This is a genomic window from Actinotignum urinale DSM 15805 (genome assembly GCF_000420445.1).
GTDB classification, from domain to species: domain Bacteria; phylum Actinomycetota; class Actinomycetes; order Actinomycetales; family Actinomycetaceae; genus Actinotignum; species Actinotignum urinale.
In genome coordinates this window covers 115,348-134,823 of record NZ_ATUY01000003.1, presented here as the reverse complement: position 1 = coordinate 134,823, position 19,476 = coordinate 115,348, and the positions used below count along the sequence as shown (strand labels likewise).

Genomic DNA, 19,476 nt, shown 5'->3' with positions numbered 1-19,476 from the left:
TCTACGTTACGTTTCCGTAGGTTACGCTACTGCCGAAAGACGGCTGTATTTTTTTACCGGCAAATGGTCAGGGAGAATAGAATTCCTCTAAATCTCTGTTATGCGGAGCCTAACGCAACGTCTCGACAGGCGCTTAAAGAAGCTCAACATACAATAAAATCCGGAGAATTTCGTTTTAAAAACGCCGAGGAAATGTTCGATGCCTTAGGGGATTAAAGACGCGAAGGTCTACTCTACGGTAACGGATTTGGCGAGGTTGCGTGGCTGATCAACGTCGTAGCCCTTTTCCTTGGCGACCTCGCACGCAAAAATCTGTAGCGGTATTGCTGTGACGAGCGGGGCATAGAGCGTTGGAAGCTGAGGAACGCGGAAAATGTGGTTCGCGTATTGCGCGGCTTTTTCGTCGCCCTCCTCGGCAATCACTAACGTAACCGCCCCGCGAGCCCGCACTTCTTGAATATTGGAAATCACTTTATCGTGAAGCTCCGGTCTACGTGGCGTTGGAACGACGACGAACACCAGCTGCCCCTCTTCCACGAGGGCAATCGGCCCGTGCTTCAACTCCCCGGCCGCGAAGCCTTCCGCATGAACATACGCGATTTCTTTGAGCTTCAACGCGCCTTCCAAGGCCACCGGGAATCCGACGTGACGACCTAAGAAAATCGTGGATTCCAGGGCTTTTCCGTACATGCGGGCAACATCTTTCACCGCTTGAGATTCGTTAAGAACGCGCTGGATTGCGCTGGGCACTTTGCCCAGTTTCTCCATGTAGTCCGCAATTTCGTCGATGTATTTATTTCCCCGAACCTGGGCAAGATATAAGCCGAGCAGGTAGCACGCGGCCACCTGAGCGGTAAAGGCTTTTGTGGAAGCGACCGCGATTTCCGGGCCGGCGTGCGTAAGGAGAACCGCGTCGGATTCGCGCGAAATTGTAGAGCCAGGGGTGTTCACAATGGCGAGCACTTTCGCGCCTTGGTCACGCGCGTGCCGCACCGCCATAATCGTGTCCATTGTTTCACCGGATTGGCTAATAGCAACAACGAGGGTTTTTTGGTTGACGATCGGATCGCGGTAGCGGAATTCGCTGGCGATTTCGACTTCCACCGGGATACGGCACCAGTGTTCAATGGCGTAGCGCGCCACAAGCCCCGCATAGGACGCGGTTCCGCACGCAATAATAATCATTTTGTCCGCCTGGCGAAGCACATCTGCGCTAATGCGGAGTTCGTCCAAGGTGAGGTACCCCTTGGCGTCGATACGATCGGCAAGAGTGTCCGTGATTCCGCGTGGCTGTTCGTTGATTTCTTTCTCCATGAAGGTTTCCCACCCGGCTTTGGAAACGCGGTCGATGGAAAAATCAATCTCGTAGTGGCGCGGATTGAGCGGTTTCCCGTTCACGTCTGCCACCACAACATCTTTCGCTGTCACCATCACGAGCTGATCCTGCCCGATTTCAAGGCAGTGGCTTGTGTGTTCCGCGAAGGCGAGAACGTCCGAACCTAAATAATTGCAATCTTTCCCAAGCCCAATAACGAGCGGGGAGGAACGGCGCGCGGCCACAATAATTCCGGGGCAGTCATTGTGAATCGCTAAAACCGTGAAGGTTCCCTGGAGCATTGTGGTTGCCTGGTGTAGTGCGCGAGCAAGGCGGGCTGCGGTTTCTTGATCGCCCGTATTTCCTGCTGGTTTCGGCACGGTTGCCCCGCCTTGTGTGAGCATGGTTGCGTTGCTGGAGTCTTGAGAATAAAGATGCGCGACGAGGTTCGCAATCACTTCCGTATCGGTTTCAGAAACGAATGCGTATCCTTCTTTTTCTAATGTACGACGGAGGTTGTCCGCGTTTTCAATAATTCCGTTGTGGACGACGGCGATGGTGGCGTCGCTGGAACGATGGGGATGTGCATTGTTGTCCGTCGGGCCTCCGTGTGTTGCCCACCGAGTGTGCCCAATGCCGGCGATAGCTTCGGGAAGGGGCTGGGCGTTCAGGCTTTCCCTCAGGTTTGCAAGTTTTCCTGCTTTTTTACGAATGGCAATGCCGTTATTCGTCGTAATTCCGATGCCTGCGGAATCGTATCCGCGGTATTCGAGGCGGGCGAGCCCGTCCATCACAACTTTTTCGGCTTCTTTGCAGGGACAGGTGCCCACGTATCCTAGAATTCCGCACATGTCATTATTTTTTCATATACGACAAAAATTTTCGCAACGAACACGGGAGCGCAACACAAGTTAAAACTCGCCCTCCGCTCTGCGCGGGAAATACTGCATCCGCGCGGGAAAAGTGACCTCAGCGCAAGGTAATTAGCGTGGCACAAGAACGGTGAGCACCGCGACGCACAGTAAGAGAATTCCGAAGAGAATGTTCGCAAGTCGCCCCGGAATCTTACGCCCATAACGCTCCCCAACAATACTTCCCGCTGCCGATGCGACGAGGAAAAACGCAACGATTTCCCACGATACCGTGAGGGAACCGTCGATAAATCGGGGAAGCCTGCCGATTGCCGCGGCAATCATGTTAATGACCAACACGAGAAGCGATGTCGAGCTGGCGTATCTCGGCGCAACTCTCATCGCTAGAACGAGGGCGGGAACAACGGCGAAACCGCCACCCACGCCAAAGAAACCGGAGAGAAGCCCCACGCCAAGGGCAACGAGGATAACTTTGAGCCAGTGCCACAGGGAGCTTTGTACCGGATGTGACACGGTGGTGTTGGGCGTAGCGTCCTTGATAGCCTTCTGTTCGTGATCTAAGGCCACGTCCTGCGGATTAACAACCGAGGAGGAAACCGCGGGTTCGTCGTCGCTCTTCGCTCTAAACATGAATGTGGCAACAACAAGGAGTAGAACCGCGAGGGACCACATCAGCACGTTCCCGGAAATTTTTCCAGACAGCCATCCCCCAAAAAGGTTTGCCGGGACGCCAAGACATGCGAAAAGAATGCCGATTTTCCATAACACGCGCCCTGCACGTGCCGCACTTAACATGCCTACGAGGGAGGTCGTGAAAACGATAATGATAGAATCCGCGCTCGCCTCTTGCGGTGCGATTCCGAAACACATGACAAGAATGGGGATAGTGAGAATTCCGCCACCGCCACCCAACAAACCGACAACGCAACCGACCAGGAACCCTACGGCTAAAACAGAGGTCATCAACACGGAGTCCATTATAACCGTGCGAAAATACACCGTTGAGGAAAGCGATTTTTTGGTTATGCCTACTTCGCGTGGCCACTGCCCTGTTTTATTCTCACGGCTCCGGAAGGTAGGCTAAGGGAGGAGAAAAAATCGACACGCGTTAAGAATACGGCAGGCGAAACCGCTCGACACAGCCGAAAACGCGTCGAAACAGACTGGAGAACCATGGCAAAGAAGAACCGCAAAGAACGCAAGGAAAAGAAAAAGCGCGTCATCATTCCTTTCGTGGAACGTCCTTTTGAGGGGTTGAGTGCGGAAACCTCGCTCATCGCGATGCGTGAAATCCTCCCTCTCGCAACACTTCCCGCGACGACGACGAAAGACCACGGTTCCGAAAACATTATTTTGGCTACCGTCCTGCCAAACATGGTGGGGGCATTACGTCGCAAAGATGGCGTTCTTCTTGTTGCCATGCAGACCGTCATGAACTCCGGGGACGTTTCGCTAGACGTTGCCTCACGTATTCTTGCCGGGTTGGAGCTGAAACCTGGTGATGCTTACACAAACGGAGACCAGCCAGATCCTGAAGGTCCACGCCTTGGCGACATTATTGAGGAATTTGGCGAGATGCAGCTCGAAGAAGAACCGGCGTTCTGGCTTGCAGAAGAGGATCTCAACACCCCCGAGTCCCAGCAGGCATTGAAGGAAACACGTGAGAGCATGGTGCCCTGTAAGGAAATTGAGACTGTCACGGGCGCTTACTGGTGCCGTATGAGTCGCGAATTTTTGCGATGGGTTCGTCCCGAGCCACGCGATCAGGTTCTTGACGGCCTGGCACGTTTGCGTGCAGCGGGTAAGGAACATTGGGGTGAAGGTTCTCGCTTTATTGGAGCTTTCCGTTCGCTCGGAATGTCGATTCCCGTCTGGGAGCTCGCGCGTGGCACCGAAGCTGATGAATTAGATAAGCCGTTGAAGGATTTCGAGCCCGTTCTTGAGGCGGCAATTGCCGATAGGACACCGTTAACTGCCGAGGAAAAGCGTGCGCGTGCCGGGCTAGTTTCACGCCAGGTGACTTTGCGTTAATGCTGTAATGAATTGACTTATTGGGGTGCCACGTTACGAAAGCGGGGCACCCCAATATTTTGTACGCCCTGAAGCCCCCAGCAAATCGGCCTAGATACTTGGCTTTATGTGTATTTTTAGGACGATACGATGCGCATGGGCAGGACAAACCGCTTGATGTAGGCGCATGTATGTAGCGACACATGAGTGACTTTCAATAGAGGGCAAAGAAACTGTATAGAATGAGTATGTGATGTCCCATTCTGCAGTTGCCGTTGTTATTCCGGCCAAAGATGAAGCCGAACGTATTGGCCCAACCGTCCGCGCAGCATCCGCGCTTCCTGGTGTCGATCTTGTTGTCGTCGTCGACGATGGTTCTACCGATAACACGCAGGCGGTGGCTCGCGCTTCCGGAGCAACTGTTGTTCGCCACTCGGTGAACCGTGGAAAAGCAAGCGCCATGGAAACGGGCGCAAAAGTTGTGAGAATGCGCGATGCGGACAACGCTCCCCCGCGTCACCTTCTTTTCCTCGACGCAGATTTAGGCGATACCGCCCTGGATGTCATTCCCTTAATTGCTCCCGTTGCAGAAGGCCGAGTCGATTGCACGATTGCAGCCCTCCCGCCTCAAAAAGGAGCAGGCGGACATGGTTTTGTGACAGGGCTTGGACGCAGGGCGATTAATCATTTCACCGGCTGGAACCCTCTTCAACCTTTATCTGGGCAACGTTGCTTGAGTGCCGAAGCATTCGCGGCCGCCTGCCCGTTGGCAAAAGGCTGGGGTGTTGAGGTTGGAATGACGATTGATCTTCTTGTTGCGGGAAAGCGAGTTCAGGAAGTGCCCTGCAATATTCGACATCGCGCCACAGGAAATAATGTTCGTGGCTATATGCATCGCCTTGCGCAGTTCAGGGGTGTTTTACGCGCTGTCATTAATCGTTATTTCAACTCGGTACGCATTCCCTTGAATGCCACTAAAGATGCGGAACAAAACCAGCAGGATTACGCGGTTTACCAGGCATGGGAAGGTCCGAAAAAGAAGGGTAAAAACAAGTAACTTGCGCTGATAGCCCGCGGGTAACCCGCCTCGTTCGCCAGTTTTTCACTCGCCTTTTCCGTGTCCTCGTTCACCCGTTTTTACTCGCCTTTTCTGTGTCCTCGTTCACCCGTTTCTCACTCAACTTTTCCTTCTCCACCCACGTATCCAAAGCGATTATAAGCGTGGGCAGAAGGAGCGCAATTCCTGCCCCGAATATCACCACTCCGGAATCATTAATCGGCACCGCAACGACGAGCGCCAATAATGACGCTATGTGGAGCGTGCGCAGTTCGTCGTCGTCGCGCAACATAGTGCATAGAGGGTGGCGAGAATTTTTCCAGGGGAAACGAATCTTACCGAGGTGAACGGCTCGCAGGAAAATAATGAACACAATTCCGAGCACGCCGGCGAGGATAAGCGCGGGAACAACTGGCATCCCGAAGAAGAGTTGCGAGATTTTCCGTGACACAATTTCCCACGCGCCACCTTTTTCTGTAGCGGTAACGAAGGCGCCAAGATGGCTGATTTCGCCGAAAAGATGGTCGAGGATCGCGGCACAAATGGTGCAAATATAGCCGACGATAAACGCAACCATAGCGACAACAAGCGTGAATCGTTTCCCAAGAACGTGCCACAACAGGTAGGCGAAAGCGACCGCGAGCGCCGGGGGGCCACCGAAGTCGGCGCCAATTGCGGGGGCGACGTCGAAAACAATTGTCACAATAGCAACAATAACCACTGTGGCAACATGCCATCGTTGCGCTGTAACTCCGTACCGGGGAAGCGCGCGCAATATAAGAACGGTTAAACAGAGCATCCCTATTGCCAACAGCGCATACATTGTGTTCGATTGCCCGAAGAAACGCCCGGCAACGGCGGGTTGCGAGCCCATCGGGGAGACTTGCGTGAGGCTCGGCCCGTGGAAAATCGAGAATTGAAGCAAATCGCACAAAATAACGACACCCGTGAGGCTCCCCAAACGCAACAGCGGACGCGCCAGTGGCATGGGTTGATCTTTCGCGCCTTTCACAGGCCTAAGCGCCCACGCCGCAAGTAGCGCCGCCACAATAATCAACATTCCACAAAAGCCCATACCGGGTCGGGCGAAATCCCACCAGGGAACAATGTTCATAACAATCGAGGTCAGAGGTAAAGCCGCCACAAAGGCAACAGATTCGCGCAGGCCACCGGGAAGAGGCTTCTCCACAATCTTTGCGCACCGTCGAACAATAAGGAATCCGTAGACAACGCTGACAATCACACCCAACGCTAGGAGAGTGTAGAACGGGCCGACCTCGCCACGCACAATATCTGCGCGGGCGGAGCGGGAGGTTAAAGTGCGAATCGTGGTGTCCGCATCCGCCTTCGAGCCGGCCGTAATCACTGGACTCACCGATGTTCGACGCGCATCTTTCCCCGTTATTGTGGGCGCAATATCAATGAGCTGGACAAGTCCTTTGGTTTGGGTACTCGTGGAAAACGCAAGGGAGGCGGCACGCGCATCAGGGTTTGGCGGGCGCATCATAAAAACGCCGAGCCGTGCCGAGGGCTGCGAATCCGCAAGTCCCGTAAGAATAATGCGGGTTTGGGGCGAGGAGGCGTCCACCAGGTCAATAATTTCCCCAATATTCTTATCAATTGCGCGAATATCTTCGAGTTGAGCTTCGTCGCGATCTGTATTGTTGGTGAAATGTGCTTTAAATTCGGATACCGCGTCCGAGAATGTTCCACGTTTGCGAGCTTCGCTGACTTTTTTCGCACTCACGTTTCCCGCATCTACGACGACGAGATCCGAATTTTTCACGTCGTTTTCTGTGAGTTCGCTAATGTTTGCAATGGTGTGGATTCTGGAAGTAAGGCTTTTTTCGTCACGAGCTTGGCTGGTGAGGCCGAAAATGGCGCCTTTCCCGATGGCGAGGATATTGCGTTCTGGGCTATTTTTTTCAGGAGTGTTGTATGTGGGGGTGTTCTGTTCGGTGAGGTTTTGTGAGGAGGGGGTTTGCGAGGCTGGAGTTTGTTCAGCTGGTTTTTGCGTGGCGGGGACGCCTTTGGGAAAATTCCGGGCCAGGGCACCAAATTCTCCTGGTTTTTCAAGTTTTGCCTGTTTATTTCCCAGGGGCGCGCGAGCGCGAGCGCCAGAAGCGAGAGTAAGCCAACCATCCTCCGGTGTTGAGGATACTGGAATTGCTCGAATGGAGACCATCGCGGATGCCGATTCTTTGGCGAGCGCATACATTCGAGGGGTTACTTTGGGGCTAATATCCTGCCAGGACACTCCCCCCATGCCTATAAGAACAGTTTTTTCGCCCTGTTTTTCACTGCGTTGCTTGGGAAGGGACTCGGAACTATAAAGTTGTGAGCTTGCGTACTCACCAGAAGTTATCTTATTGGAAAATTGCAAGTTTGCGTTGTTTGCAACCCGAGTAACCTGATTTTTTCCCGACGCAAAAGCATGCGAAAAATCTGTAAAAGATATGGCGCAAAAACCTACACAAAGCACTATGCTGACCAGGCAGGCGAAGAAGCGTAAAGGCTTTCGGGAAAATACCATGCATTAATTCTAACGTTCACAAGGCTTTTAGTGCCCCCGGATACGTTTTCGTCGAAAATGTCACTGTTGTGGAAAACGAAAGGTGAACATTACATATGGAGTAAGGAAAGTGGACATTACACAAGAGGTAGAGAAAAAACATTACATATACAGCACCCAAAACATATAAAAGTAAAGACACCACGGGTAGCGCCACCACTTTAGAAAGTAGGTTGTTGAGTTCGACGCGATTTTAATGCGGGAGGTGGTCTGTAGAGTGACATTATCAAGGAACCCTATAGAATAAGTAGGGTTAAAAATTTCAGGAGGATAAAGATGAACGCACACACATCCGGGCACACGTATTCATTCTTGGGTCCGCGCGGAACATTTTGCCATGCGGCATTGCGCCAGGTAGCCCAGGAGCCAACGGACACATTTATCCCCGCAACAGATGTTCCCTCAGCTTTACGAAAAGTTCGCAACGGAGAAACGGATTTCGCCGTCGTACCTATTGAAAATTCGGTGGAAGGCGGAGTGAACGCAACCCTGGATTCTCTGGTGAGTGGTGGCCCCCTAGAAATTTATGGCGAAATTGTTGTGCCGATTGCCTTCGCCCTGGCGGTTCGGCCGGGAACAAAACTTGAGGATGTTCACCGCATTTCCACGCACGGGCACGCTTGGGCACAGTGCCGAAACTGGCTATCCGCTCATCTCACCGAAGCGGTTCATGTCCCCGCAACGTCCACGGCAGCTGCCGTCAAAGAATTGGCAACGAATCCGAATGCGGATTTTGACGCGGCAGTTTGTGCGGTGCCTACGGTCGAAGAATATGGAATGGTTTCCCTTTCCGACGAAATTGCGGACAGTAAAAATGCTGTCACGCGCTTCATTCTTGTAGGTAAACCAGGCAAAATTAGCTCGCCTTCCGGGGCAGATAAAACAACGCTTATGGTACAGTTGCCGTCCGACGAATCCGGCGCCCTGCTCCGAATGCTCGAACAGTTTTCTGCGCGTGGCGTGAATATGTCCCGTATCGAGAGTCGCCCGGTCGGGGATACCCTAGGGCGCTATGCTTTCAGCATTGACGCTCTGGCGCATGTTACAGAGGAGCGCATGCAAGCAGTTCTCGTTGGTCTGCATCGCGTTTCACCGCAGGTAATCTTCCTTGGCTCCTACCCCACAGCGGATCGCAAACCAACACCCCTCCAACAGGGCACAAGTAACGACGAATTCGCGCGCGCACGCAACTGGGTGGCAAGCATTACGCAACGCGTCGAAGAGTGATGCACACGAAAAGAGGAACGTGCAGGTCTGAACAAACTTGCATCGCCACAAAAGTGAAACGCTTACTGCGTCAGCCTCGGCAGGGAATGCGGGAGCGATAGAGGCTCAGAGAATAGCGCGTTGAAATATTGTTGACATGTAAAAAAGGGACGCAGAGTGAAGGCGACGTTGAGTAACATAGCGGAAAACGGAAGTTTCGCGCCCATTTTTTCACCCCTTATGCGCGGCGACCAAGCTCGCGTTGTATCGGATTATTTTGAAGGACTGAGAGACGCTTCACCGCGCGCTACCTCGCATCCGATTGTGGAGGCGGATACCTCGTGGGATATTCGGGAAGCAACCGTTTTGCGGGTGCGGTACACGGATCAATTATTTACCGTGAAAGTGGGAGCGAACTACGCCTACCCCATAGAACGCGAACTGCGAGCACACCCCACCTACACACGGCCACTCAGCGCTATCGGCCGCGCCCCGCAGCTCCTTTGTTCAAATAAATCCGCACATGTTGCCATCATGACGCATCTTTCCGGAGAACTCGTCGAAGGAACACCGCGCGAATGGGATCCGGGCATTTATCGGGAAGCCGGGCGCCTACTGCGTATATTTCATAACACCGAATCGCGAATAGATAAGGGATACGAACACGCACTACGCCTGCGAACCTTAAACAGACTCACAGAAATTCCGCCCGGCGCTTCGCCACTACCCCGCGATATTGAGCAAGCCGCACGTTTCTATCTGGAAAACTTCACGCCACAACCAACCAAAATCGTTCCCACTCACGGGGACTACCAGCCACGAAACTGGTTGTGGGACAAGGCCTCACACCACGGAAAACAAGGGGTCTATACAGAAACCCACCCCGAAAACTGCGAGACGCCACCACACCCAGAAACACGGGAAACCCCGGCGCACCAAAGCAAGGGGTACCAAAGCGAGGCGCTACAAAGCGAGGGATGCCAAAGCAAAGCGCACCGAAACGAGGGGTGCCTCAAAATTATTGATTTCGGACGTTTCGGCTGGCGCCCGCCAAGCACAGATTTCGCGCGCCTAGCTGCCGGGCAGTTTATAAGCCACCCCGAACTTGAAGCAGCGTTTGTTGAAGGTTACGGGGGCGATCCGCGCACCACCTCCGTCGTCGAACAAAAAATTGGGGAATCGCAAAACGCACACAATAACAAAACCGCTAACTCGGCACAGAACGTTCTCGCAACACCCGAACACGCCGTGGAAAGCTGGTGGATTGGGAGGCTCGCGGACGGATTAGGGACATTTTGGTACGCCACCACTCGCGGATACAATGAAGAATTTGCCGAGATTGGCATCCAAATGTGTTACACGGCGTTAAAATACATGGAGGAACTCGGGATAGGAAGGTATTCTTAGTACCATGCTTGATATTCGCTTTGTTCGTGAAAACCCGGAAATTGTCCGTGAATCCCAGCGTCGTCGCGGAAACGACCCAGAAACAGTAGATGCCCTCCTCGCGGCCGACGAAATTCGTCGCGAAACCCTGCAGGCATATGAATCTGCCCGAGCAGAGCAAAAAGAAGTTTCTCGTTCCGTTGGTAAGGCAAGCCCGGAGGAACGCCCGGCAGTTCTCGCCCACGCCAAAGAACTTGCCGAACAGGTCAAGGCTCTCGATTCAAAGATGACGGAAGCCGAAGAGGCCTACACGAAAGCAAACAAACTGATCCAAAACATTGTGTTGGACGGCGTCCCCGCGGGTGGCGAAGAAGATTTTGTGGTCCGCGAGCACGTTGGCAACCCACGCGATTTCGCGGCCGAAGGTTTCGAACCCAAAGATCACCTCGATATTGCTGAAGGCCTGGGTGCAATCGACATGGATCGTGGGGCAAAAGTCTCCGGTTCCCGCTTCTATTTCATGAAGGGTGTGGGCGCACAGCTCGAACTCGCCCTCCTCAATATGGCCGCAGCCCAAGCCGTAGAACACGGATTCAACCTCATGATGACCCCAACCATCGTGAACCCCAGCATTATGGACGGCACCGGATTCCTGGGTGAACATTCCGACGAAATCTACTACTTAAACGCCGACGATCAGTATCTTGTGGGAACATCCGAAGTTTCCCTCGCCGGATACCACAAAGACGAAATTTTAGACCTTGGCGGCAAACCCCTACGCTACGCCGGTTGGTCCAGCTGCTACAGGCGCGAAGCCGGGAGCTACGGCAAAGATACGCGCGGAATCATTCGAGTCCACCAATTCAACAAGGTCGAAATGTTCAGCTACTGCCCAATCGAACTGGCAGAAGAAGAACACCTCCAGCTACTCGCCATGGAACGCGAAATGTTGGCAAAAGTGGAGCTTCCCTACCGTATTATTGACACGGCAGCCGGCGATCTAGGATCAAGCGCGGCACGAAAATTCGATTGCGAAGCATGGCTCCCCACCCAAAACCGCTACATGGAAGTCACATCCACCTCCAACTGCACCACATACCAGGCGCGTCGCCTCAATATTCGCGAACGTGTCGATGGGCGCACCCGCACACTCGCAACACTCAACGGAACCCTCGCAACCACGCGCTGGCTCGTCGCCATTTTTGAAAACCACCAGCAAAAAGACGGAAGCGTTTACGTTCCCAAGGCTCTGCGTCCCTACCTCGGTGGCAAAGAAATCCTGGAACCCCTCAACTAATTGCGTTGTCACGAAACCCTAACTGATGGGATATACCGTAACTGCCGGGTATGTTGACGTAAAACCGCAATTCATGCGCTCACAATCCTCAACAGTGAGGTAAACAAAACGAGACAACAACATACGCCGTACCGTCGTCGTACTAACGTTATAACGTCAAGGAAAGTGGCTCAGTACCAAAAATCGTACAGCCACAGTACTAACGTTATAACGCCACGGAAAGCGACGCAGCACAATCGTCGAACCAACACCGTACCATCAAGGGAAGTGGAGGAACATTGAGTAACGTACGTGCCATACGTGCACAGCTCGATAACGCAATTCGCGAAACCGGCATACCGCGCGCCGGAAACGAGCTCCTCATCGCCCTCGACCTGGACGGAACAATCCTCGGCCACAACAACTCCATCACCGCCCGCGTCCACGAAGCCTACCAGGCACACTTGGATGCGGGAACACACATGATTATCGCAACCGGGCGCGGAAGGCAAAGCGTGGCACCGATTGTGGGCAAACTCGGCATCACAGACACCGTGATGGTGTGCTCTAACGGAAACCAAACCGTCCTTACTGGAAACGCCACCATCCCGGGCATCCAGCCACGCACAGTACTCACGGAAACCGACCACGGGCTCGTTACCCGACACAGGATTTTTAATATTCACACCATGGATCCGGAGGCGTTGCGTGGCGCCGTTATTAAAATCGGAGCACATCTTCCTAACGCCCTTTTCGCCGTGGAACCCATTGAAGGCCCGCGCATTTTATGCCCCTCTTTCCCGGACGGCTATTTAGCGCCACCATACGTGAGAAAAGATTTAGAGAAGCTTATTATCGACGACGCATTACGTCTTGTGATGATTACGCCAGATATGCCCGCAACTGTTGTACGACGGCACCTCGGGGCTCTGGATTTACCGGGCGTGGAGTGGGCAACATCCTCGTCCACTGGTTCAGGGTGGGTGGACATAGGTAAGGAAGGCGTCACAAAAGCAACCGCCGTGGAAAATCTTCGCGACGAGTTGGGGATTTCCCCTTCGGCAACCGTCGCTGTTGGGGATGGCGGAAACGATGTGGACATGTTGTCCTGGGCTAACCTCGGGGTTGCTATGGGGCAGGCAGAACCCTATGTACGTAACGCAGCCCGCGTTAGCACCGCGCCATTCGACGAGAACGGCGTCGCCCTTTTGCTCGAAGCCATGCTTGAGGCCTAGACGAAAATCAAAAGTAACGAGGCTTTGAGAGATGCGCTATCTCGTTTTTCCCCTTATAGCATGCCTTAATGTGTGCCATGGGAGGAAGAAGAATATTCGCAATAGCCGTGAGCTGAACGTTGTGCCTTCTTCTTTTTGAAGGGACAATAATTCTACAATCCGGACTTCCGAACTGGTTTTCAAAACACTCCCAATGAAGCCTTCCGTAGAAAGCAAGTAGTTTCAAACGAGAAATGGCATTACCGCTAAGATGACTGTCCACGCTATCTGTGCGCAAACTTAAGGCCTATTTTTGCCCTGGAGTTTTTGGAGGAAACGCTTGGTGCGTTCTTCCGTGGGGCGCAAAATGAGTTCTTTCGCGTCGCCTTCTTCGATAACGACTCCGTTGTCCACAAACAGTGCACGGTCAGCAACTTCTGCCGCGAAATCCATTTCGTGGGTGACGATAACCATTGTCATATTGTCATCTGCCAAACTTCTAATAATCTGGAGTATTTCGCCGGTGAGTTCGGGATCCAGCGCGGAGGTTGGTTCGTCGAAGTAGAGCATTTTGGGGTTACGTGCCAGAGCGCGGGCAATCGCCACACGTTGCTGCTGCCCTCCCGAAAGTTCACTGGGGTACGAGTTTGCCTTGTCCAGCAATCCCATGCTTCGCAACAAATCTTTGCAATGTTCGCGCACCTCTTGTTCGTTGCGTTTTTGCACCTTCACCGGGGAATCCATGAGGTTGCGCATAACCGTCCAGTGCGGGAAAAGGTTGAAGTTTTGGAAAACGAGGCCGAAATCGTGGCGGAAATCTTGTTCGTTTTCCTTATTTACTTTCAAACCGTATTCTTTTTTCAACGCGGTTTTCCCGAAGTACAGTATTTCTCCGTGATCCATGGTTTCTAGGAAGGTTGCGCATCGAAGGAGGGTGGATTTTCCCGAACCGGATGGCCCCAAAATCGCGACGACTTCGCCTTCCTCAACCGTTAGTGACACACCCTTGAGGACCTGGTTGCCCCCAAAGGCTTTCTTCATCTCGCGTATTTCTAAAGCTGGCATTTCTGTCCCACTGTCTGTTACGTGTGTTGTGTTGAATGTGTAAGTTTATGTAAGTTTGTTCGCTTGCCGGGCGACGTAACCCGGTGTCGTTTTCATTGTTTTCATTGTTTGTGGTGCCTTCACCACCGTCGTATATGTGCTTCCTTAAATCGAGTAGAGGCTTAAACGTTTTTCGACAATGCCCATAATAACGGTCACTATAAGGTTAAAGACGTAATAGAACGCCGCGGCGCAGGCGTAGGGAATCATGGATGCCTGGGAAGCCGCTAACTGCTTAGCCACCGTGAACATTTCCGTGTATCCCAGAACGAATGCGAGGGAGGTGTCTTTTACGAGGGTGATGACTTCGTTGGTAATCGACGGCAATACGCGCCTGAACATTTGTGGCAGTTCGATGGTGTAGAAGGTGCGTCGCTTGGAATAGCCGAGAACGAAGGCCGCTTCACGCTGCCCTTGGGGTATGGATTGGAATCCGCCACGGTATATTTCGGCAAAGTACGCGGCGTAGTTGATTCCAAAGGCGATAATGACGGCGTAGAACTGGTATTCTTGGCTGATTTGCATGCCGAAAATATAGTAGGGGCCGAAGTACACCATCATGAGCTGGAGCATGAGTGGCGTTCCACGCATAACGGAAATGTAGAACTGTGTAATCCATGCGATGGGTAGGAATTTGCTTGCTCGTCCGCTATACACCAGCAACCCCAAGGGGATGGAGATTGCGAGGGTTATAAAGAAAATTAGGAGCGAGTAGAGGGAGGCCCAGGCGAGTTGGTAAAGAATATTTGTGAGTGTTGCTGAAGTTGTTGACATAGTGAACCTTTAGAGGCGCGGATGTAAAGTTCTGTTTGATTTGTGGGGAACGGTAGAGGGGCGACGTAATGCGGGTGTGCCGGAAAACAGTTCCTTATTTTCCGACACACCCGTCACGTTGATGTATTAGTCAAGAATGACAACGTCTGCAATATCCCACTTTTCAGCGAGTTTCTTGAGAGTTCCGTCTTTCTTCATCTCATCGAGTGCTTTTTGTACCTTGTCACGAAGTTCGGTGTTGCCTTTCTTGAACCCGATTCCGTACTGGAGGTTCTTGAGTGGCTCTTTAAGAATTTCGTACTTGTCTGCTCCACGCTTCTTCATAATGTCCTTCGCGGCTGTCTTATCGATGACAATAACGTCGGCTGCGCCGGACTCAAGATTTTGGAAAGCAACCATATAATCGGGTACTTCTTGGAGAGACTTGAAGGAGTCTGTCACGTTCTTTGCTTCGGGAGATTTGAGAGCTTGGAGTCCTGAGGAATCGGCTTGAACGAGGGCTCGCTTATCTTTAAGGTCTGCTACGTCTTTGATTCCGCTACCGGCTTTAACGAGATAGATAATGGGATCGTTTCCGTATGCCTTGGAGAAGGTGTAGTTATCTTCGCGTCCGGTCATTGTAAAACCGTTCCAGATGCAGTCAATCTGTCCCGAGTTGAGTTCTGCATCTTTTGAGTCCCAATTAATGGCCTTTTCGCCATATTTGAGGCCTGCACGCTTGGCAACTTCTTTTGCTGCATCAAGGTCGAAGCCTTTATATTCGCCTGTTGCGTCGTCTTTGAAACCGAAGGGCGGGAATCCGGCATCGAAGCCGACGGTCAGCGTTCCGCCTTTTCCTTTTGCCCCATCGGCATCTTTGGAACCACTTGTGCCGTGGCTACCACATCCTGTGAGTGCGAAAATCATGAAAAGCCCGGATATTAGAGCTAGCACCTTTTTCATGGTGGTTCCTCTCTTTCTATAAATAGTGTTTTATATTTTTATCGACGACGTTGGCTTATGTGCCGTCATAGAAAATACCGTACCAATGCACATTCAAACGCCTTATCGAATTGTCCACAATATGATACGTTCAAACATTCATTTGCATAAAGGCAACTTTTGTTTAATTCGCCCTCTATTTTCCGCAGTTTTAACGCTTTTTAATTTAAGGTTACGAAATTATAACAAAGTGATATATGGGACAAAAGGGGTATGTGGAAAAAATTATTTCTGATAGACTAAAAGATGTGTCTTTCGCGTAGGTGTGACGGCAGTGCCTCGCCTCGGGAAAATTTGTATCGAATATATTTCGGCTTAACGGTCGAGGTATCCACTTCTGGAAGGATAGAAATATGTCCATTCGTAAGTCTTTTGTGGCTGTTGGCGCGGCCACTGTTGCTGCTGGCATGTTGGTACCCTCGTTTGCTGTTGCGAATCCTGAGGATTCTGCTACCCCCCCCCGCACTCCTGTAGTTCCTGAAAAACCGGCAGAAGAACCGGATGCTTCTATCACTCTTGAGCAGGCCGCTAAGGAAGCAGAGGAAACGGAACAGGATGCTAAGATAGCGGAAAAACAAGCTCAGGATGCGGAAAAAACCGCTCAGGAGAAGAAAGCTGCTGCCGATAAGGCGTTTAATGATGGCAAGAAAGCAGCTGTTGATGATGCTGAAGCAAAGAAAACAGCCCATGATAACGCTGTAGATGCGAAAACGGTTGCTGAAGCTAAGGCTACGCAAGCAGCCACTGCGAAAGAAGCGGCCGATAAGGCGAAGAGTGAAGCTGAAACAGCTGCTAGCGGTATCGACCAGGGGAAAGTCGATAAGGCTAAGCAGGATGCTGATGAAGCTAAAGCTAAAGCCGATGTGGCACGTAAAGAGGTAGAAACAAAAACAGCTGTTGCTACAGAAAAGAAGAAGGCAGCCGATGATGCTCAGGCGGCTCTCGATAAGGCAAATGCTGATAAAACTGCTGCTGATCAGAAGTTAGCGGCCGCGAATACTGCTGTTAGCCAGGCACAGGCCGCGAAAGATGCGGCAGATGAAAAGGTCCGCAATCTTGAAGCTAACTCGAGTGAAGCGGTGAAGAATGCGCAAGATAAAGTTAAGGCTGCTGAACAGAAAGTAGCCGAAAAGAAACAGGCACTGGAAGCCGCTAAGAGTGAAGCGAGTGCTGCTCAACGTAATCTTGAGAACGCAAAAGCCGCTAAGGAAGCAAAGGTTCAAGAAGCTACAGCTGCCGCTCAGGCTCTTCAAACAGCTCAGAATGAAAAGACAGCTCTGGATACTGAAAAGGCCAACGCACAGCAAGCTTTAACAACAGCGCAGAACGCGAAAACGGAAGCAGATCAAGCTGTGGTGGCCGCTGAAAACAAGGTTGCCGAACTTCAAACAGCTTACGATAACGCCAAGGCGAATACTCAAAATAAAACTAACGCCGTTACCGCCAAGGAAGCTGAAATTACGAAGCTCACCCAGGATAAAGCAACAGCTAAAACCCAATACGATAAGGGCAGCATCGGATTCTTCGAAAGCATTGGTGCCACGGATGCTGTCAATGCGTTGAAGAATGTTCCGGCAGATACCTCTCTTAATCCTGCAGATTCCAACGACCCGGCAAATCTAGCCAACGTGAAGAAAACCATCCAGTGGATGAAAGCTCTCAATGAAATCCGCGCCAAGGATGGTCTCACCATATTGAAGGTTTCCCCTGTTCTTATGGCGGAAGCAGAATTAAGCGCCAATTTTTCAAAGAATAAGTTAGGCCACCGCTCCAGTAACCCCTTCCTTGAAAATGCAAGCTGGGGGCCTGCTAATGACTGGGTTAATGAAAACGGACATATTGGACACGAAAACCATGTAACTGATCGCATAGACGGACCCTTCACTGGCTGGTATACCGGAGAAAAGAAGAACTACGAGACCCAGAATGGCGGAGTAATCGGACATTATATGACGATGACGGATAGGCCTAACTTCAACGGGGCTTATAATAAGAGGGAAACCTTAGCTACCGGATATGCCGTAACAAATGGTGGCGCCGTAGGATATGACCGCTGTCACATTAATACGTTCGCTTTTGATTTCGATAAAAATGAGATTGCGAACGAAACCCTCTATTCTGTCGAAGAATTTGAGGCCAAGCTCAACGCTTATATTGATAGCATTGACCCGGCGAAGATTCAGGAAAAGATTGATGCCGCTAACACTGAGCTTGCTACGCTGAAGGCTCAAAAAGAAGAAGCCGTAACGCAGGAAAATACCGCAAAAACGGCTCTTGATAACGCCAAGCAAGCAGTTCAGGATGCGAAAACAACACGTGATGCTAAAGATGCAGACGTTACTGCAAAACAGGCGGCTGTTGATGATGCTACCCGGCGCCTAACGGCTAAAGAGCAGGAAGTCCAGCGCCTTACTACAGCTAAGGAAGAAAAAGATCAGGCAGTAAGCGTTGCTGATACTGCTGTTACGCAAGCGGAAAACGATAAGACTTCTAAAGATAATGCGGTCACCGCTGGTGAGCAGGCTGTTAGGGATGCGGAAACTGAAAAAGCTCAGGCCGATAGCGAATTAGCAGCCACAGAAAGTGGTACGGCTTTGGCTGATGCTCGCGAGGATGCCAAGGCTAAGGGTGATGCTCTTGATGCGAGGAACGCTGAGAAAGCTAGTGCTCAAACAGAAGCCGATACTGCAAACGCTGCCGTAGGGCCGGCTGAAACAAAGGCGCAAGAAACCAATAGCGCTTCCGTTCAAGCCACTCAAGAGCAACAAGCTGCTGAGGATGCGTTGGTTCCACTCGCAGCCGATGAAAAGGCTAAGAATGATGCCTATGAAGCAGATAAGGCGAAGCTTGATGCTCTCACTACCGCTATAGCGAAAGCTCAAGCAGCCGATGCAGCAAAGATTGAAGCAGATAATGCTCTAGCTACAGCAGTTGCTGCTGAACAGGCCGCCAGCCAAGCAGCTCAAGTAGCCGAAGCTCTCAAAGCAAAGTGGGAGGCCGCTAATCCTGCTACCGGGGCTGGTATGGAAGAACCTGAACTTGCTACCGTAAAGGTGGCCTATGCTGAGGCAGCTGAGGCTCTCGCTAAAGTAGCTCCCTTGAAGCAGGCAGCTACTGAGGCACGTGCTAAGGCTGTTGCGGCAATGAAGGTCTACCAGGATCTTTTGGCGAAGAAGAAGGCAGCTGACGAAGTCGCCCAGAAGGCTAAGGATGCGCAAAAAGAGAAACTTGCTCAGGCTAATAAGCGTTCTGGTAACAAGAAGGCAACGCTTGTGAACACCGGTGTTGATATGACAACCGCCGGGGCCGCAAGCATCGCTCTCATTCTTGCAGGCGTAGCTGTGGCACGCCGTGGCCGCAGGGCAATCAATAACTAACAGAAACTCGTAAGTAATCTACCGGGGGCGTATCGCACACAGTTCGATACGCCCCCGCAACTTATCTATACAACCCGCGCACTTTTTACATATACATTCATCAACGACGCATCTGGCAAGTAACAAACATGCCCTTGTGGCTACCAGGCCATGTTATCCACAGCCCGCCCTTCGTCGTATATTATCCACAGAAAAAGTGTTTCCAGGATTTTTTGTGGCCACAACCCGTATGCTTAATAGTGAATATCGGGAGTACCCACCACACCTGGTATCGTTGACATAAGGATGGGGAGAAGCTATGAGCCTCCTGGGTTTACGCCTCGCCATACACA

General features: G+C 51.8%; 13 protein-coding genes. 7 read left to right on the top strand and 6 right to left on the bottom strand.

The genetic code is table 11. The features are described 5' to 3' along the window. Positions 1 to 228: 228 nt before the first annotated feature. On the bottom strand, positions 229 to 2,166 hold the full coding sequence (gene glmS / locus G445_RS0103585) for a glutamine--fructose-6-phosphate transaminase (isomerizing) (protein WP_022866200.1): 1,938 nt from the start codon (positions 2,164 to 2,166) through the stop codon (positions 229 to 231). A gap of 132 nt (positions 2,167 to 2,298) precedes the next feature. Then, positions 2,299 to 3,150, bottom strand: a complete 852-nt coding sequence (locus tag G445_RS0103580) for a sulfite exporter TauE/SafE family protein (RefSeq protein WP_169511058.1) — start codon at positions 3,148 to 3,150, stop codon at positions 2,299 to 2,301. A gap of 210 nt (positions 3,151 to 3,360) precedes the next feature. Here G445_RS0103580 and G445_RS0103575 point away from each other — a divergent pair, with 210 nt between their 5' ends. Together G445_RS0103575 and G445_RS09560 are read left to right on the top strand one after the other, a co-directional pair. Then, on the top strand, positions 3,361 to 4,218 hold the full coding sequence (locus tag G445_RS0103575) for a DUF5926 family protein (protein WP_022866198.1): 858 nt from the start codon (positions 3,361 to 3,363) through the stop codon (positions 4,216 to 4,218). Between the two features lie 232 nt (positions 4,219 to 4,450). Next, complete coding sequence (locus tag G445_RS09560; RefSeq protein ID WP_022866197.1) at positions 4,451 to 5,254, top strand: glycosyltransferase; 804 nt, start codon at positions 4,451 to 4,453, stop codon at positions 5,252 to 5,254. A gap of 70 nt (positions 5,255 to 5,324) precedes the next feature. Here the strand turns inward: G445_RS09560 and G445_RS09555 are convergent, their stop codons facing one another. Next, positions 5,325 to 7,787 carry an alkaline phosphatase family protein gene (locus G445_RS09555; protein WP_156825539.1) on the bottom strand — a complete coding sequence of 821 codons (2,463 nt, stop codon included), beginning with the start codon at positions 7,785 to 7,787 and terminating at the stop codon, positions 5,325 to 5,327. A gap of 315 nt (positions 7,788 to 8,102) precedes the next feature. Here G445_RS09555 and pheA point away from each other — a divergent pair, with 315 nt between their 5' ends. From pheA to G445_RS0103545, 4 genes are all read left to right on the top strand, one after another. Continuing rightward, a complete protein-coding gene (gene pheA, locus G445_RS0103560; RefSeq protein ID WP_022866195.1) occupies positions 8,103 to 9,053 on the top strand; it encodes a prephenate dehydratase in 951 nt (316 codons plus the stop codon). Positions 9,054 to 9,272: 219 nt separating this feature from the next. Beyond that, on the top strand, positions 9,273 to 10,439 hold the full coding sequence (locus G445_RS10790) for a phosphotransferase (RefSeq protein ID WP_211210501.1): 1,167 nt from the start codon (positions 9,273 to 9,275) through the stop codon (positions 10,437 to 10,439). Between the two features lie 4 nt (positions 10,440 to 10,443). Beyond that, positions 10,444 to 11,715 (top strand): serine--tRNA ligase, encoded by a 1,272-nt coding sequence (serS, locus tag G445_RS0103550; protein ID WP_022866193.1) that lies wholly within the window; start codon positions 10,444 to 10,446, stop codon positions 11,713 to 11,715. 278 nt (positions 11,716 to 11,993) lie between these two features. Then, on the top strand, positions 11,994 to 12,929 hold the full coding sequence (locus G445_RS0103545; protein ID WP_022866192.1) for an HAD family hydrolase: 936 nt from the start codon (positions 11,994 to 11,996) through the stop codon (positions 12,927 to 12,929). A 279-nt stretch (positions 12,930 to 13,208) separates the two neighbouring features. On the opposite strand, the gene G445_RS0103540 is transcribed toward G445_RS0103545, so the two are convergent. The 3 genes from G445_RS0103540 to G445_RS0103530 form a co-directional block, all read right to left on the bottom strand. Next, positions 13,209 to 13,973, bottom strand: coding sequence for an amino acid ABC transporter ATP-binding protein (locus tag G445_RS0103540; protein WP_026420923.1), 765 nt, complete (start codon positions 13,971 to 13,973; stop codon positions 13,209 to 13,211). Positions 13,974 to 14,117: 144 nt separating this feature from the next. Then, positions 14,118 to 14,786 carry an amino acid ABC transporter permease gene (locus tag G445_RS0103535; protein ID WP_022866190.1) on the bottom strand — a complete coding sequence of 223 codons (669 nt, stop codon included), beginning with the start codon at positions 14,784 to 14,786 and terminating at the stop codon, positions 14,118 to 14,120. Positions 14,787 to 14,912: 126 nt separating this feature from the next. Next, positions 14,913 to 15,728 (bottom strand): transporter substrate-binding domain-containing protein, encoded by an 816-nt coding sequence (locus tag G445_RS0103530; protein WP_022866189.1) that lies wholly within the window; start codon positions 15,726 to 15,728, stop codon positions 14,913 to 14,915. A 392-nt stretch (positions 15,729 to 16,120) separates the two neighbouring features. Here G445_RS0103530 and G445_RS10785 point away from each other — a divergent pair, with 392 nt between their 5' ends. Continuing rightward, on the top strand, positions 16,121 to 19,144 hold the full coding sequence (locus G445_RS10785; RefSeq protein WP_022866188.1) for a coiled-coil domain-containing protein: 3,024 nt from the start codon (positions 16,121 to 16,123) through the stop codon (positions 19,142 to 19,144). Positions 19,145 to 19,476 lie beyond the last annotated feature (332 nt).

Coding starts and splice junctions, on each gene's coding strand:
- glmS (WP_022866200.1), bottom strand. CDS start 2,166: ATGTGCGGAATTCTAGGATACGTGGGCACCTGTCCCTGCAAAGAAGCC.
- G445_RS0103580 (WP_169511058.1), bottom strand. CDS start 3,150: ATGACCTCTGTTTTAGCCGTAGGGTTCCTGGTCGGTTGCGTTGTCGGT.
- G445_RS0103575 (WP_022866198.1), top strand. CDS start 3,361: ATGGCAAAGAAGAACCGCAAAGAACGCAAGGAAAAGAAAAAGCGCGTC.
- G445_RS09560 (WP_022866197.1), top strand. CDS start 4,451: ATGTCCCATTCTGCAGTTGCCGTTGTTATTCCGGCCAAAGATGAAGCC.
- G445_RS09555 (WP_156825539.1), bottom strand. CDS start 7,787: ATGGTATTTTCCCGAAAGCCTTTACGCTTCTTCGCCTGCCTGGTCAGC.
- pheA (WP_022866195.1), top strand. CDS start 8,103: ATGAACGCACACACATCCGGGCACACGTATTCATTCTTGGGTCCGCGC.
- G445_RS10790 (WP_211210501.1), top strand. CDS start 9,273: ATGCGCGGCGACCAAGCTCGCGTTGTATCGGATTATTTTGAAGGACTG.
- serS (WP_022866193.1), top strand. CDS start 10,444: ATGCTTGATATTCGCTTTGTTCGTGAAAACCCGGAAATTGTCCGTGAA.
- G445_RS0103540 (WP_026420923.1), bottom strand. CDS start 13,973: ATGCCAGCTTTAGAAATACGCGAGATGAAGAAAGCCTTTGGGGGCAAC.
- G445_RS0103535 (WP_022866190.1), bottom strand. CDS start 14,786: ATGTCAACAACTTCAGCAACACTCACAAATATTCTTTACCAACTCGCC.
- G445_RS0103530 (WP_022866189.1), bottom strand. CDS start 15,728: ATGAAAAAGGTGCTAGCTCTAATATCCGGGCTTTTCATGATTTTCGCA.
- G445_RS10785 (WP_022866188.1), top strand. CDS start 16,121: ATGTCCATTCGTAAGTCTTTTGTGGCTGTTGGCGCGGCCACTGTTGCT.